General features: G+C 70.9%; 15 protein-coding genes. 12 read left to right on the top strand and 3 right to left on the bottom strand.

Annotation, left to right across the window (positions count from 1 at the left end):
* Together HDA43_RS24490 and mca are read right to left on the bottom strand one after the other, a co-directional pair.
* Window positions 1-180 carry a hypothetical protein gene (locus HDA43_RS24490; protein WP_179825499.1) on the bottom strand — a complete coding sequence of 60 codons (180 nt, stop codon included), beginning with the start codon at window positions 178-180 and terminating at the stop codon, window positions 1-3.
* 34 nt (window positions 181-214) lie between these two features.
* The gene (gene mca / locus HDA43_RS24485) at window positions 215-1,084 is read right to left on the bottom strand and encodes a mycothiol conjugate amidase Mca (protein ID WP_218912393.1); all 870 of its coding nucleotides are present in this window, start codon (window positions 1,082-1,084) and stop codon (window positions 215-217) included.
* A gap of 248 nt (window positions 1,085-1,332) precedes the next feature.
* Here mca and HDA43_RS24480 point away from each other — a divergent pair, with 248 nt between their 5' ends.
* From HDA43_RS24480 to phoH2, 12 genes are all read left to right on the top strand, one after another.
* Window positions 1,333-1,761, top strand: coding sequence for a DUF4307 domain-containing protein (locus HDA43_RS24480; protein WP_179825495.1), 429 nt, complete (start codon window positions 1,333-1,335; stop codon window positions 1,759-1,761).
* A gap of 126 nt (window positions 1,762-1,887) precedes the next feature.
* On the top strand, window positions 1,888-2,388 hold the full coding sequence (gene greA / locus HDA43_RS24475) for a transcription elongation factor GreA (RefSeq protein ID WP_179825493.1): 501 nt from the start codon (window positions 1,888-1,890) through the stop codon (window positions 2,386-2,388).
* Between the two features lie 255 nt (window positions 2,389-2,643).
* Window positions 2,644-3,936, top strand: coding sequence for a C40 family peptidase (locus tag HDA43_RS24470; RefSeq protein WP_179825492.1), 1,293 nt, complete (start codon window positions 2,644-2,646; stop codon window positions 3,934-3,936).
* 243 nt (window positions 3,937-4,179) lie between these two features.
* Entirely contained in the window at window positions 4,180-4,707 is a 528-nt protein-coding gene (gene abmR / locus HDA43_RS24465; protein WP_179825491.1) for an ATP-binding transcription factor AbmR, read from the top strand.
* A gap of 290 nt (window positions 4,708-4,997) precedes the next feature.
* On the top strand, window positions 4,998-6,800 hold the full coding sequence (locus HDA43_RS24460; RefSeq protein ID WP_179825490.1) for a phosphoenolpyruvate carboxykinase (GTP): 1,803 nt from the start codon (window positions 4,998-5,000) through the stop codon (window positions 6,798-6,800).
* A gap of 135 nt (window positions 6,801-6,935) precedes the next feature.
* Window positions 6,936-7,940, top strand: coding sequence for a TIGR04222 domain-containing membrane protein (locus tag HDA43_RS24455; protein WP_179825489.1), 1,005 nt, complete (start codon window positions 6,936-6,938; stop codon window positions 7,938-7,940).
* Between the two features lie 31 nt (window positions 7,941-7,971).
* Window positions 7,972-8,784 carry an MbnB/TglH/ChrH family RiPP precursor modification enzyme gene (locus HDA43_RS24450; protein WP_179825488.1) on the top strand — a complete coding sequence of 271 codons (813 nt, stop codon included), beginning with the start codon at window positions 7,972-7,974 and terminating at the stop codon, window positions 8,782-8,784.
* Window positions 8,785-8,890: 106 nt separating this feature from the next.
* Complete coding sequence (locus HDA43_RS24445) at window positions 8,891-9,352, top strand: SCO6045 C-terminal-like domain-containing protein (RefSeq protein ID WP_179825487.1); 462 nt, start codon at window positions 8,891-8,893, stop codon at window positions 9,350-9,352.
* A 201-nt stretch (window positions 9,353-9,553) separates the two neighbouring features.
* The gene (locus tag HDA43_RS24440) at window positions 9,554-9,874 is read left to right on the top strand and encodes a hypothetical protein (RefSeq protein WP_179825486.1); all 321 of its coding nucleotides are present in this window, start codon (window positions 9,554-9,556) and stop codon (window positions 9,872-9,874) included.
* 182 nt (window positions 9,875-10,056) lie between these two features.
* On the top strand, window positions 10,057-10,590 hold the full coding sequence (locus tag HDA43_RS24435; RefSeq protein WP_179825484.1) for a hypothetical protein: 534 nt from the start codon (window positions 10,057-10,059) through the stop codon (window positions 10,588-10,590).
* Window positions 10,591-10,669: 79 nt separating this feature from the next.
* The gene (locus HDA43_RS24430) at window positions 10,670-11,437 is read left to right on the top strand and encodes an isoprenyl transferase (RefSeq protein WP_179825482.1); all 768 of its coding nucleotides are present in this window, start codon (window positions 10,670-10,672) and stop codon (window positions 11,435-11,437) included.
* Window positions 11,438-11,658: 221 nt separating this feature from the next.
* The gene (gene phoH2, locus HDA43_RS24425) at window positions 11,659-13,008 is read left to right on the top strand and encodes an RNA 5'-3' helicase PhoH2 (RefSeq protein WP_179825480.1); all 1,350 of its coding nucleotides are present in this window, start codon (window positions 11,659-11,661) and stop codon (window positions 13,006-13,008) included.
* A gap of 36 nt (window positions 13,009-13,044) precedes the next feature.
* Here the strand turns inward: phoH2 and HDA43_RS24420 are convergent, their stop codons facing one another.
* Window positions 13,045-14,244: an RNA-guided endonuclease InsQ/TnpB family protein gene (locus HDA43_RS24420; RefSeq protein ID WP_179825479.1), complete on the bottom strand. Its 1,200-nt coding sequence runs from the start codon at window positions 14,242-14,244 to the stop codon at window positions 13,045-13,047.
* Window positions 14,245-14,387 lie beyond the last annotated feature (143 nt).

Below are 14,387 nucleotides of genomic sequence, written 5' to 3'. Positions count from 1 at the left end.
TCAGGCGTTTTTGCCGGGTTTGCGGGGCTCTCGATCGGCCGGCAGATCGATCTTGGAGATCTGCTTCCGCATCGACTTGACGAGCAGGAAGAGCGCGAAGCCGATGGCGGCGACGACGAGGAAGCCCAGTACACCCGGGCTGACGTCGCCTTCGGCGGCGGCGAACACGATGGCAGTCACACCTCAAGTCTGCCACCGCCACCCGGCGGTCTCGTCAGTGGCAGGCGGGGGAGGCCTCCTCGGCCAGAACACCGGTGAACAGGTCGTCCTCGGGAAGCTCGGTGTCCACCAGGGAACGCGCCAGGTGGTAGTCCTCGGTCGGCCAGATCTCCATCTGCACCTCGCGCGGGCAGACGAACCAGAACCCGTCGGGGTCGACCTGGGTGGCGTGCGCGATCAGCGCCTGGTCGCGGACCTCGAAGTAGTCCCCGCAGGGGACCCGGGTGGTGACCGGCCACCTGTCCTTCTGCGGGCGGTCCTCCCAGCGGGCGATCCAGTCGCTGTAGGGGGAGCCCAGGCCGCGGGAGACCATCGCCTCGTGCAGGGCCTCGAACCGCTCCCGGGTGAAGCCCATGTGGTAGTAGAGCTTCAGGGGCTGCCAGGGCTCGCCGGTGCCGGGGTAGCGGTCGGGGTCGCCGGCCGCCTCGAACGCCTCCACCGAGACCTTGTTGGTCATGATGTGGTCGGGGTGGGGGTAGCCGCCGTCGTCGTCGTAGGTGAGGATCACGTGCGGCCGGAAGTCGCGCACGGCCGCGACCAGCGGCGCCGCGGCGGCCTCCAGCGGCTGGAGGGCGAAGCAGCCCTCGGGCAGCGGCTCGTTCTCGTCCTCGGGCAGGCCCGAGTCGACGAAGCCGAGGAAGCGCTGCTGGACGCCCAGGATCTCGCGGGCCCGCTCCATCTCCAGGCGGCGGACCTCGCCGATGTTCTCGAGGATGTCGGGGCGGTCCATCTTGGGGTTGAGGATGGAACCGCGCTCTCCGCCCGTGAGGGTGCAGACCAGCACCTCCACGCCTTCGGCGACGTAACGTGCCATCGTGGCGGCGCCCTTGCTCGACTCGTCGTCGGGGTGCGCGTGAACGGCCATAAGCCTCAGCGGTGCACTCACGGGGCTCGCTGTCTCCTCTTTGTTCTGTCACGTTCGGATCTTCGCCTGTCCCGCCGCGGCCCGGGGAACCGGCCGCCCGCCCGCGCCCTGGGGCGCCGTGCCATTCCACGGCGCGGCCTGAGGCACTCTAGAGAGAGGTTAGTTTCTCGTGGGCGGTCGCGGGGGCAACGCCCCCGCAGGGGACAATTGTTTCGGACAACGCCGCGGTAGTGCTTGGAGATTCCGTCATGGCCATCAGTGAGGCCGAGCAGGGCCAGGAGCCCCGACCCGTGCTCGGCAGTCCCGGCGACTTCCCGGAGCGGGAGCCCCGTCGGGGCAACTTCGTCGTGCACGTGGTGATCGCCATCCTGTGCGCGGTGTGCGCCGCCGGGTGGGGTTACGTCATGTGGGCGTCGAAGGGCAACACCGACGTCATCGACGAGGTCATCGCGTTCGATGCCAACCGTAGCGATTCCCTGCAGATCACCTTCGAGGTGGTCAAGCCGTCCGACCGCGCCGCCGTCTGCCGGCTGCGGGCCGTGGACGTCAACCACGTTGAAGTGGGCAGCCGCGAGATCGATATTCCGGCAGGTAAGGGATATATCCGCCTTACCGAGCAGCTGCAGACCAGTGCCCAGGCGACTTCCGGCTCGGTTCAATACTGCCATCTCGTATAGTGAGATATTTGGGGAAGCGTTCGAGCCGTTAACTTGTTAGCCTGTCGAGATTCGATCGTGCGCCAACCAGCGGACGAGTGTCTGTCCGAGTACGAAGCCCCCTTCAAGAGGAAGCAAGGAGAACCCGTGGCCGACTCCCACAACGAGAGCGTCACCTGGCTCACGCAGGAGGCGTACGACCGCCTGAAGGCGGAGCTGGAATACCTCTCGGGGCCCGGGCGCGTCGACATCGCCAAGAAGATCGAGGCGGCCCGCGAAGAGGGTGACCTGAAGGAGAACGGCGGCTACCACGCCGCCAAGGACGAGCAGGGCAAGATGGAGGCCCGGATCTTCCACCTCCGTCAGATCGTCGACAACGCCAAGGTGGGCGAGGCGCCCCGCACCGAGGGCGTCGTGGGCCCCGGCATGACCGTCACCGTCCGCTTCGAGGGCGACGACGAGGAGGTCACGTTCCTGCTGGCCTCCCGCGAGGAGAGCGGCGCCCCGATCGACGTCTACTCGCCGAAGTCGCCCCTCGGCGCGGCGATCAACGGCAAGAAGGTGGGCGAGAAGGCCACCTACACGATGCCGAACGGCCGCTCCAACTCGGTGGAGATCCTCGAGGCCGTGCCGTACGTCGGCGGCTGACCCGCCGGCCCGTGACCTTCCGGGCCGCGAGACCTGATCCGGTGGATCCGCCGGGACGTCCCGTCCCGGCGGATCTCCGTGTGTGGAGGGGGTCCCCGCGCGGGGGCCTTCACCCGGGAAGTGACTCCGCGCGTGTGGAGGCCCGTTCCGAGCGCGCGGCGATAAGTCGTTAGAGAACTTTTAGCGGCTTTCCATGCGTGATCGTCTGATTTCCGGCACTCTTGGTCTGGCGCCGGGCGGAGGGAAGGAGACGACGTGTTCGAGGGGCGGACGCGTGTCTCCCATCTGATCCACGAGGCCCGGCAGGACCTCGCCTACGCCCCGCGCATCCGGCGCGCCGCACCCGGCCTCCCGCGGCGCCGGCGCCTACTCCCCGTCGTCCTGGTCGTCCTCCTCTCCGCGCTGGCGGCCGGGACGGTGGTCGTCGTCACCCTGCCCGAGCGGGTCCCCGAGACGACGGTCGCCCTGCGCAGGCCGGTCACCACGGAGACCGTCCGGGCCGCCGCCACGCCGGCCCCCGCGCCCACGCGGGCCGCGCCCCGGCCGGTGGCCCCGCTCACCTCGATCCACAAGCCCACCATGTTCGTCGTCGCGAACCGGGCGCTGAGTTCGGCCGTGGTCGCGAAGGCCGCCCAGATCTCCGGGGTCCGGGCGGTGGAGCGCGCCGACGCCGCCGAGGTGGGCATGGACGGCAAGCGCGTGCAGACCCTGGGGGTCGATCCCTCGACGTTCCGCGCCTACACCCCCAAGCCGACCGCCCGCTCCGACCGGCTCTGGCACAACGTCTCCGCCGGGGAGATGGCCGTCTCCTTCGTCCTGGGCAACGACGGCGGCATGCCGCTGGGCAAGATCGTGAACGCGGCCGGGCGCAACCTGCGGGTGGGCGCCTACGCGACGATGGGCATGGGCGCCATCGACGCGGTCGTCTCCCGGGAGACCGCGCGGGCGCTGGGCGTCCCGGAGAACAACGCGCTGGTGGTGAGCGCGCCCAGGGCCGACACCGCCAGGCTGCGCGCCGCCCTCCTGCGCGTCCTGCCCAGGGGCAGCCAGGTCGCCGCGATCAACCCGGTGCTGCGGGCGCCCGTGCAACAGCCTGGGAAGCAGACCGGGAAGCAGACCGGGCGCACGGTCTGGCCGGCGGGCTCCTTCATGACCGCGGAACAGGTCAGGGTGGCCCTCACCGCGGCCGCCGGCAAGCTCGGCCGGCCGTACGTGTGGGGGGCCGAGGGGCCCGACACCTTCGACTGCTCGGGCCTGGTGCAGTGGGCCTTCGCCCAGGCGGGCGTGAAGATGCCCCGGGTGACGCACCAGCAGTTCGTCTCCGGCCCGCAGGTCTCGCTCGCCCAGGCCCAGCCCGGAGACCTGCTGTTCTGGCGTTCCGACCCCACCAACCCCGGATACGTCTCGCACGTGGCGATCTACTGGGGCGACGGCAAGATGCTCCAGGCCCCGCGGACCGGTGACGTGGTCAAGTTCAGCCCGGTCAGCACCCGCAACCTCGCCGGGGTCGTCCGGGTCAGCCCGGTCGCCGCGGCCCGCGTCCGCTGACCCGCCGCCCCCTCCCTCCCCTCACCCGCGTAGGCGCGCCCCCGCGCGGAGGGCTCCATACGCGTACGACGGTCTTCATCCGCGCGTACGGCACCCCCGCGTACGGCTGCCTCTCCGCGCGGCGCCTCCCCGCGTACGGCCGCCTCTCCGCGTGGCGCCTCCCCGCGTACGGCGGTCCTCACCCCGCGCGTACGGCGAATCCGCCTATGGTCTCGTCGCTCGTAGCGTTGTAATGTCGATTACATGGATGTCGAAGAAGCAACGCAGAAACTGCGCGGCTGGTTCTCCGGGCGGTTGCCCGAGGACTGGTTCGAGGGCCAGCCCGAGATCGTCCTGGACCGCGAGGAGATCGCGGTGATCGGCCGGCTCCCGGTGCCCTCCTTCGCCGACGACGTCTCGGAGGTGGAACGGGCCGCCACCCTGGAGGGCGGCGTGCAGCGGTTCCGTGAGGAGACCCGGGAGCGGCGCGTCGAGATCGCGCTGGAGGCGGAGCGCCGCTTCCGCCGCAAGGTCTCCTGGGGCGTCGAGGTGGGCGATGAGACGGTGATGTTCACCACACTGTCGGTCCCCGTCATGACCCGGCTGAGGCAGTCGGAGCGCCGGGTGCTGGACACCCTCGTGGCCGCCGGGGTGGCCCGCAGCCGCAGCGACGCGCTGGCCTGGTGTGTCCGACTTGTCGGCAGGCACACCGACTCCTGGCTGGCGGATCTGCGGGACGCGCTGCGTCACGTGGACCAGGTCCGGGCAGCCGGGCCCGACCTGGATTCGTGAGCCTGGGCAGGGGAAACGGCCGCCGACTGGTCTGAACCTGTTCACTAATTGGTTTAGACCTTTCTCAGTGGCCTATACCACTGCGGTAAGTGGCTTTTTTAGGCTCGCTTCTTTTGGGTAGGTCCTCTCAAACACCATGCCCCCTGCCAGCCCATACGCCCGTGAACCAGGTGGGTGAGGGGCCGGGGCGACCGCCGACCGCGTTAATTCACTGGTCTACGCCAATTGGATCGGACGCGGTTTCCTGGTCAATGATGTTTTGGCCCTGAGAAGCGTAAGGAGCCGTAGCAGTGTCCGTTATCGAGGACGTAACCGCCCCCAGCCCGACCAGCCACGCCGGACTGGCCGCCTGGGTCGCCGAGATCGCCCAGCTGACGCAGCCCGACCGGATCGAGTGGTGCGACGGCTCGGAAGCCGAGTGGACGCGCCTCACGAACCTCCTGGTCGAGCAGGGCACGTTCAAGCGCCTGGCCAAGCGGCAGAACAGCTTCTACGCCGCCTCCGACCCCAGCGACGTGGCCCGCGTGGAGGACCGGACCTACATCTGCTCCGAGCACGAGGAGGACGCCGGGCCGACCAACAACTGGATCGCCCCGGACGAGATGCGCAAGACCTTCGGGGAGCTCTTCAAGGGCTGCATGCGCGGCCGCACCATGTACGTCGTGCCGTTCTGCATGGGCCCGCTCGGCGGCGAGATCTCGCAGCTCGGCGTCGAGATCACCGACTCGCCGTACGTCGCCGTGTCGATGCGGATCATGACCCGGATGGGCGAGCCCGCGCTGCGGCTCATCGAGGAGCGCGGCGACTTCGTCAAGGCCGTCCACTCGGTCGGCGCCCCGCTCAAGCCCGGCCAGGCGGACGTACCGTGGCCGTGCAACTCCACCAAGTACATCAGCCACTTCCCCGAGACCCGCGAGATCTGGTCCTACGGCTCGGGCTACGGCGGCAACGCGCTGCTCGGCAAGAAGTGCTACGCGCTGCGCATCGCCAGCACGATGGCCCGCGACGAGGGCTGGCTGGCCGAGCACATGCTCATCCTCAAGCTGACCCCGCCGGAGGGCGAGACCCGCTATGTCGCGGCCGCGTTCCCGAGCGCGTGCGGCAAGACCAACCTGGCCATGCTCCAGCCGACCATCCCCGGCTGGAAGGTGGAGACGATCGGCGACGACATCGCCTGGATGCGGTTCGGCGACGACGGCCGCCTGTACGCCATCAACCCCGAGGCGGGTTTCTTCGGTGTCGCGCCCGGCACCGGCGAGTCCACCAACGCCAACGCGATCAGGACCCTCTGGGGCAACAGCATCTTCACGAACGTCGCCCTCACCGACGACGGCGACGTGTGGTGGGAGGGGCTCACCGACGAGCCTCCGGCGCACCTGACCGACTGGAAGGGCCGCGACTGGACCCCGGACGGCGGCGAGCCGGCCGCGCACCCGAACGCCCGGTTCACCGTGCCCGCCGGCCAGTGCCCGACCATCGCCCCCGAGTGGCAGGACCCCAAGGGCGTGCCGATCTCGGCGATCCTGTTCGGCGGGCGCCGCGCCACCGCGGTGCCGCTGGTCACCGAGTCGCTGAGCTGGCAGCACGGCGTCTTCACCGGGGCCAACATCGCCTCCGAGAAGACCGCCGCGGCCGAGGGCAAGGTCGGCGAGCTGCGCCGCGACCCGTTCGCGATGCTGCCGTTCTGCGGTTACAACATGGGCGACTACTTCGGCCACTGGATCAACATCGGCCGACGGGAGGGCGTCCGGCTGCCGAAGATCTACTACGTCAACTGGTTCCGCAAGAACGACGAGGGCAAGTTCGTCTGGCCCGGCTTCGGGGAGAACATCCGCGTCCTGAAGTGGATCGTCGACCGGATCAACGGCAGGGCCGAGGCGGTGGAGACCCCGATCGGCCTGCTGCCCGCCGAACTCGACACCGACGGCCTCGACCTCTCCGCCGAGGACCTGCGGACCCTGCTGAGCGTGGACGCGGAGGTCTGGAAGGAGGAGGCCGCGCTGATCCCGGCCTTCTTCGAGACCTTCGGCGACCACCTCCCCAAGGAGCTCTGGGACGAGTACCACGCCCTGGTCGCGCGCCTGGACAAGTAGCGCCGCGCCCCGGTGCGCTCCGGAGCGATCCGCTGCGCACCGGAAAACGGCCTCCGCGGCGAACTTCCGTGATGCCCCGATCGTCTACATGACGGCGGGGCATCCGCCTTTCCTCCACCCCCCGGGAGGCCGGACATGGAAGAAGCACTGTTCGTCGTCGCCCTGATCCTCCTCGCCGCCGTGGGCTTCACCGCGTCGGCCCTGTCCAGGGAACATCGCCGGGCCCGCTCGGTCCCGTCCGCCCACCCCGGCGGCCCGCTCGGCCACTACGAGCTCGCCTACCTGGCCGGCGGGCCGCTGCGGACGGTCAACACCGCCCTCGCCGTGCTCGCCAGGGGAGGAGGCGTCCGCGTGTCACGGGGCGGCCAGGTCAGCCTGGTCACCGGGGCCCCGCTCTCCCCCGATCCGGTCGAGCGGGCCGTCCTCGCGGCCCTCCGCGCCCGGGGCGGGTCCTGCCAGGTGGGGCAGCTGCGCCACGCCGTGGCCGACGACCAGGCCATGAACGACCTGCGCGACGGCCTGACGCGGGCGGGCCTGCTGATCCCCGACGGCGCGCTCACCAGGGCCAGGAGGCTGCTGAACCTCCTGCTGGTCCTCACCGTGCTCGCCGTCGTCTTCGAGTTCCTCACCTTCGCCTCCACCGTCTTCGAGTTCCTCACCGTCGTCTTCACCGGAAGCGGAGGAGTGGTCGGTATGGTGAGGCTGCTGATCGGCGCCTTCGCCGTGGTCGTCGGCATGACGACCTACCAGAGCCGGAAGCGCGCGCTGCGCGGCATGCTGACCGACGCCGGGCGTGAGGCCCTCGCCGACGTCGGCAGGACCCACGTGCGGGGCGTCCCCCGCGCCGCGGGCCTGCCCCTGTACGCCGCGGTCGGCATCCCGGTCGCCCTGTACGGTCTCGCCGAGGCCGGCGACCCCGCCCTCACCGAGGAACTGCAGCGGCAGCACGCGAACAGCGCCGTGAGCTGCGCCTCGGGTTCCTGCGGGGGCTCCTCCGGGTCGTCGGGCGACGGCGGCTCCTTCGGCGGGGGCGGCGACTTCGGCTCGGGCGGCTGGGGCGACTCGGGCGGCGGGTCGAGCTGCGGAGGCGGATCGAGCTGCGGCGGCGGCTGCGGCGGAGGGGGCTGCGGTGGCGGCTGAGCGGCCCGCCGGGACGGCGCGGGGAGACGACATGACGGGGACCGGGCGGCTCGGGGTCGGCATCGGGTGGCGGCCGGAGATCGACCTGACCGTGGAGCGCCTGCCGGGCGTGGACTTCGTGGAGGTCGTCGCGGAGAACATCCGTCCCGGCGACCTTCCGGAGTCGCTGCGGGTGCTGCGCGGCCGGGGCCTGCCGGTGATCCCGCACGGCGTCGGGCTGGGGCTGGGCGGGGCCGAGCCGCCGGACCCTGACCGTCTGACGCATCTGGCGGACTGCGCGCGAGCCCTGGACGCCCCGCTGGTCAGTGAGCACCTGGCCTTCGTCCGCGCGGGCGGCATGGAGGCGGGTCACCTGCTGCCGGTCCCGCGCACCCGGGCCGCGCTGGCGGTGGTCGCCGACAACGTACGGCGGGCGCAGGCGGCCCTGCCCGTCCCGCTGGCCCTGGAGAACGTGGCCGCCCTGTTCGGCTGGCCCGACGACGAGATGACCGAGGCCGAGTTCCTGGGCGAGCTGGTGGAGACGACCGGGGTCGGGCTGCTGGTCGACGTGGCCAACCTCTACACCAACCAGATCAACCTGGGTCTGCCGGCCGTCGGCGCGCTGGACGCCCTGCCGCTGTCGGAGCTGGCCTACGTGCACGTCGCCGGGGGGCACCTCCACCACGGCGTCTGGCACGACACCCACACCGCCCGGGTTCCCGGCGAGGTGCTGGAGATCCTGGCGGAGCTGCGCGCCCGGGTGGACCCGCCGGGCGTGCTGCTCGAATGGGACGGCGACTATCCCGGCGACGACGTGCTGGAGGCGGAGCTCGGCCGGATCCGCGAGGCGATGGCCCGTGCCTGACCCGGTGAACCACCCCGCCCCCTCACCCGGGTCCGGCCCCGCCCCCTCACCCGCGCCCGGAGCCGTGAACGGTCCCGTGTCCGCTCCCTCAGCCGGGCCCGGAGCCGTGAACGGTCCCGTGTCCGGCTCCGTACCCGATCCCCGGGCCGAGCTGGCGCGGGCCCAGGCGGAGCTGCTGGCCGCCCTGGTGGCCGGAGGCGAGCCGCCCCGGGGGTTCGACGAGGGGCGGCTGCGGATCCAGGCCGCGAGCCTGATCTCCAAGAGACGCGGGGTCGTGGCCCGCATCCGGCCGGACCTCGTGGCGCTGCTCGGCGCCGCCGGGTTCGCCGCCGAGTTCGACGCCTACGCCCGGGGCCGCCCCAAGCCCCCCGGCGGCTCCCGGGTCGACGCCCGGGACTTCGCCGAGCGGCTCAGGGCGGCCGGGCACCCGCTGCCGGAACCCGCGCCGGAGCCGCCCGCCGGACGCCGCCGGTGGGCCCGGTTCACGCGGGCGCTGCGGGACCTCCCGCCCGTCCTGCCGACGCGGGTGAAGGGCCTCGGCCGCGGGTGGGCGGGTCGACCGCGCTGATCGCCGCCGGGTGTCCCGCCTGAGCGGCGGGTGCCGCCCCGGCCGAGTGGCGGACACCACGCCCCGGGCGGGCGATGGGCGCCGCGCGCCGGCCGAGCGTCCGGGCGGAAAGGAGACCTCCGCCGAACTTTCGTGCGACCCCTTTCGTCTATACCGGAAACGGGGCCGAATGCCCCGCCTTCTCTTCCCCCGGAGGCGGATATGGCGGCGATCATGGTGTTCTTCGGTGTCATCACCCTCACCGGCGCCGTCGTCCTCGCGGTGGTGCTGCTGTTCAGGAAGGCCGATGCGGTCACGGCCGCCGGCCGGCCGAAGAGGCTGAGTCCCCGGCCCCGCGGTCGCGTCGGCGCCCGCTCTCGCCGCGTGTCCCCGGCCGATTCGACGGCCTACGGCTCGGTGTCCGTGAGCCCCGGTCCCGGTGCCGACGGCTGCGGCGGATCCTCCGGTGGCCACGGCCACTCCTCCGGCTCGGGCGGCGACTCCTTCGGCGGGGGCGGCGACTTCGGCTCCGGAGGCTGGTAGGCCCCGTGCCCGCGGCCGGCTTGTCGGAGCATTCCGCCCGCGGGCACGGCGCGCCGTGCCCGTGCCGCCGACCGGTGCCCACCGGTCCGAACCCGCCGGCCCCAACCGACTCGAACCGGCCCGGACCGTGGCCGCACCGGTCGGCGCGTTTGGCCGGACGGGCCGGGGATACCTACTCTGACGTGGGGGGACTGCGCTGTCTTGACGGGTCGTACCTGACCGTCACGCCGGTGGCGTGCCGGGACAGCGTCGGCTCGCCGTACGAGATCACGCTCGAACTCCACCGCGACGGCGTGCTGTACGGCACCGTGGGGGAGCGCTGCGGCTGGCTGCTCGCCCGGCTGGCCAGGGGGGTCGCCGAGGCCCGCGCCGGCCATCAGGACCAGTGGCCCGACCCCGACGACCGCTTCCCCGGACTTCCGGGGGAGGACGAACTGTTCGCGTTTCGTTACCGGACCAGGAACGGGGTCGTCAGCGGGGGCGAACTCCGATGTCAGCTGCGTACCATCCCGGTCTGGACCCCGGGACGGCGGGGCGGGTCGGGGGAGTGGCGGCTGACGCGGAGGGCGTTCGTCGAAGCCTGGTGCGGCGGCGGGGTCGGCCTGCGCGCGGTCCTCACCTCCGCTGAACTGGGGATCTTCATCGACGCACTGGTCGCCGAGGCCGAGGAGTGCCTGGGACGAGCAAGCCCGGCAACCCATCCGGGATCCCCATAGAGGGGGCAACGGGTCCCCGGGACGGTGATAATTGCCTGTCAGCGCCCTTCCACCGCGGGCGTTGGAAGGAGGGGATTCCATGGATGTGCGCGATCTCGTCTACCGGCTGTACGAGCGGCGGCTGGAGACGAAGCTGTCGCGGCAGCCGGGATCGGTCCCCCGGCACGTCGGCGTCATCGTCGACGGCAACCGGCGCTGGGCGCGGGCCATGGGTCTCGACGACGTCAGCCGCGGTCACCGCAAGGGCGCCGACAAGATCTCCGAGCTCCTGGGCTGGTGCCGGGAGGCCGGCGTCGAGGTCGTCACCGTGTGGCTGCTCTCCAGCGACAACCTCAGCCGCCCCAAGGACGAGCTGGACCTCCTGGTGAGGATCATCGAGGACGTGGTCCAGGAGCTCGCGGCGGACGGCTGGCGCGTCAACCCCATGGGGGCGCTCGACCTCCTGCCGGACCGTACGGCCCGCGTCCTGAAAGAGGCAAAAGAAGCGACATCCCACCGTCCCGGGCTGATTGTGAACGTTGCTGTTGGGTATGGAGGAAGGCGTGAGATCGCTGATGCGGTGCGCTCCCTCCTCCAGGAGCACGCCAGCAAGGGCGCGAGCATCGAGGACCTGGTCGAGGTCCTCGATGTCGAGCACATCGCGGAGCATCTCTACACGCGCGGCCAGCCCGACCCGGACCTCGTCATCCGGACCTCGGGAGAGCAGCGGCTCTCCGGATTCCTGCTCTGGCAGAGCGCCCACTCCGAGTTCTACTTCTGCGAGGCCTACTGGCCCGACTTCCGCAGAATCGACTTCCTGCGGGCGCTCCGCTCCTACGCCGCGCGGCACCGGCGGTACGGTTCCTGATCCCTGTGACGAATGCCCCCTTTTGGATAGGCATGCGGCATTGGAAGGCGGGTATTCAGGACGTACCGTAAAAAGTGGGTGGCCACCGGCCGCCCACACCGGAGAGGGCCCGCCTTTGCGACAACGTTCCGCCAGGGAGGGCCGGGCACCGGCACCCCCGGCGTGTCGCGCGGCGGGATCCGGGTCCGGTCCGCATCCCAGCACATGGCAGGGCGCCCCCCATGGCGCCCGGGGGAGATCGCGTGGCAAACCCTTCGTCCTCAGCCACGTCGCCGGCCACCAACCGGCGTACGTACGTCCTGGACACCTCGGTCCTCCTGGCTGACCCGGCGGCGATGAGCCGCTTCGCCGAACACGAGGTGGTCCTCCCGATCGTCGTCATCACCGAGCTGGAGGCCAAGCGGCACCATCCGGAACTCGGCTACTTCGCGCGCAAGGCGCTGAGGTACCTCGACGACCTGCGGGTGACCCACGGGCGGCTGGACGAGCCCATGCCCATCGGAGACGGCACCATCCGGGTCGAACTCAACCACAGCGACCCCTCGATCCTTCCCGTCGGCTTCCGGCTCGGCGACAACGACACCCGCATCCTGACCGTGGCGCGCACGCTCGCGGCCGAGGGACACGACGTGGTCCTCGTCTCCAAGGACCTGCCCATGCGGGTCAAGGCCGCCTCGATCGGGCTGGCGGCCGAGGAGTACCGCGCCGAACTGGCCTTCGTGGAGTCCTCCGGCTGGACCGGCATGGCCGAGCTCCAGGTGGCCGACGAGGACGTCCAGTCGCTCTTCGAGCACGGCACCGCGGACGTGCCCGAGGCGCGCGACCTGCCCACCCACACCGGCCTGCGGCTGCTGTCCAACCGGGGCTCGGCGCTGGGCCGGATGATGCCCGACAAGTCGGTGCGGCTGGTGCGCGGCGACCGCGAGGTGTTCGGCCTGCACGGCCGTTCGGCCGAGCAGCGCATCGCGCTCGACATCCTGATGGACCCCGAGATCGGGATCGTCTCGATGGGCGGCCGGGCGGGCACCGGAAAGTCGGCCCTGGCCCTCTGCGCGGGCCTGGAGGCCGTCCTGGAGCGCCGCCAGCACCGCAAGGTGGTCGTCTTCCGCCCGCTGTACGCCGTCGGCGGCCAGGAGCTCGGATACCTCCCCGGCACCGAGAACGACAAGATGAACCCCTGGGCGCAGGCCGTCTTCGACACCCTCGGCGCGATCACCACCCCCGAGGTGATCGAGGAGGTCATGGACCGCGGCATGCTGGAGGTGCTGCCGCTCACCCACATCCGCGGCCGTTCCCTGCACGACGCCTTCGTCATCGTCGACGAGGCCCAGTCGCTGGAGCGCGGGGTGCTGCTGACGGTGCTGAGCCGGATCGGCGCCAACTCCCGCGTCGTGCTCACCCACGACATCGCCCAGCGCGACAACCTCCGGGTGGGCCGCCACGACGGCGTGGTCGCGGTCGTGGAGAAGCTCAAGGGACACCCGCTGTTCGCCCACGTCACGCTGACCCGCTCGGAGCGCTCGCCGATCGCCGCGCTGGTCACCGAGATGCTGGAGGACATCACGATTTGACTGCTCCCCCTCCTTGGAAGGAGGGGGATCCCTGGCTCACGCTGCGCGGTCGCTCGGCGAGCGATCGAGTCTTATGCGATCGGCACCAGCCGGGGCCAGACCAGCCCGGAGGAGCATCACACGTGCGGAGTTCTTGTCCCGGGGAGACACGGCTCCGCACGCGGTGCAGGTGTAGGTGCGTTCCGACAGCGGCAGCGCGTGCTTGGCTCTCGCTCCGCAGCGTCCGCAGTCCATCGTGGTGTGGGCGGGGGTGACCAGGTACAGGATGCGGCCGTGCTTGCGCGCCATGTGGATCAGCTCCGCCTTGGTGGCGGAGATTGCCGCGTCGGCGGCCTTGCGCGCCATCCTTGATCGGGCCAGGAACTTCGGCCGAAAGTCCTCCACCGCCAGGACGTCGTGGTCGCGCACCACGGCCTTGGCCCACTTGCGGGCGGTACCCTGTCGCTGCCGGGCGATCTTCTTGTACGTCTTCGCCGCCTGCCGCTTGGCCGTACGGTAGCCCTTCGAGGCAGCCTGGCCGCGCTGCGGCTTCCGGCGGGCCATCATCTTCTGGTAGCGCGCCAGCCTCACGGCGACCTTCTTCCCGTGCTCAGGGTGAACCAGGTCATGGTCGTCGCTGGTGGTGGTCGCGATCTCCTTGACCCCCCAGTCGACGCCGATCACCTGGCCGGTCGTGGGCAGCATCTCGACTTGGGTGAACACGACAAAGGAGGCGTACCAGTGGCCGAGGCAGTCGCGGAAGACGCGCACGCTGGACGGTTCAGCAGGTAAGGAGCGTGACCACACCACCGTCAGTTCGATGCCCCCGGCCAGGCGCAGGCGGCCGTCCCTCAGGCGGAAACCCTGCCGGGTGTAGTTCAGCGTCGGAGCCGCCAAGTGTTTCTTCTTGAACTTCGGCATGCCCGCCCGCTGACGCATCGGCAACCGTCCCCTGATGTCCCTGAGCGCTTTGGCGCGGGACTTGGCGAAGTCGCGGATGATCTGTTGTTGCGGTACCGCTGCGCCGCCGCGCAGCCAGCCGTGCTCGGCGCGCCAGCCGGTCAGCATCCGATTCAGACCGGCCGGGCCGCATTCCCGCCCGGCCTTGTGTGCGGCGCGGGAGGTGACCACGCATTGGTTCCACACCCACCGGCACCGATCCCATTCGGCCAGCAGGGCGGCCAGCGCGGTAGACGACATGCGCAGCCGGTAGGTATAGCGGGCATGCCCGCTCTCACCGCCTTCTGATGCCGTCATGTGGCCATCATGGCAGGGTAAGACGATGCTCCGGGTTGATTTCCGGCGATCGTCATAACCGAGCGTTTCGAAATGAAGTCGGTGCGGAAACAACAGGGACCGGTTGAAGATCGCGACGCGAGTTGCAGTCGCCGAGGGATCTT

Source organism: Streptosporangium sandarakinum (assembly GCF_013409935.1).
Classification (GTDB): domain Bacteria; phylum Actinomycetota; class Actinomycetes; order Streptosporangiales; family Streptosporangiaceae; genus Streptosporangium; species Streptosporangium nondiastaticum.
The sequence above is the reverse complement of the archived record's forward strand: the minus strand, read 5'-3'. Positions and strand labels throughout refer to the sequence as shown.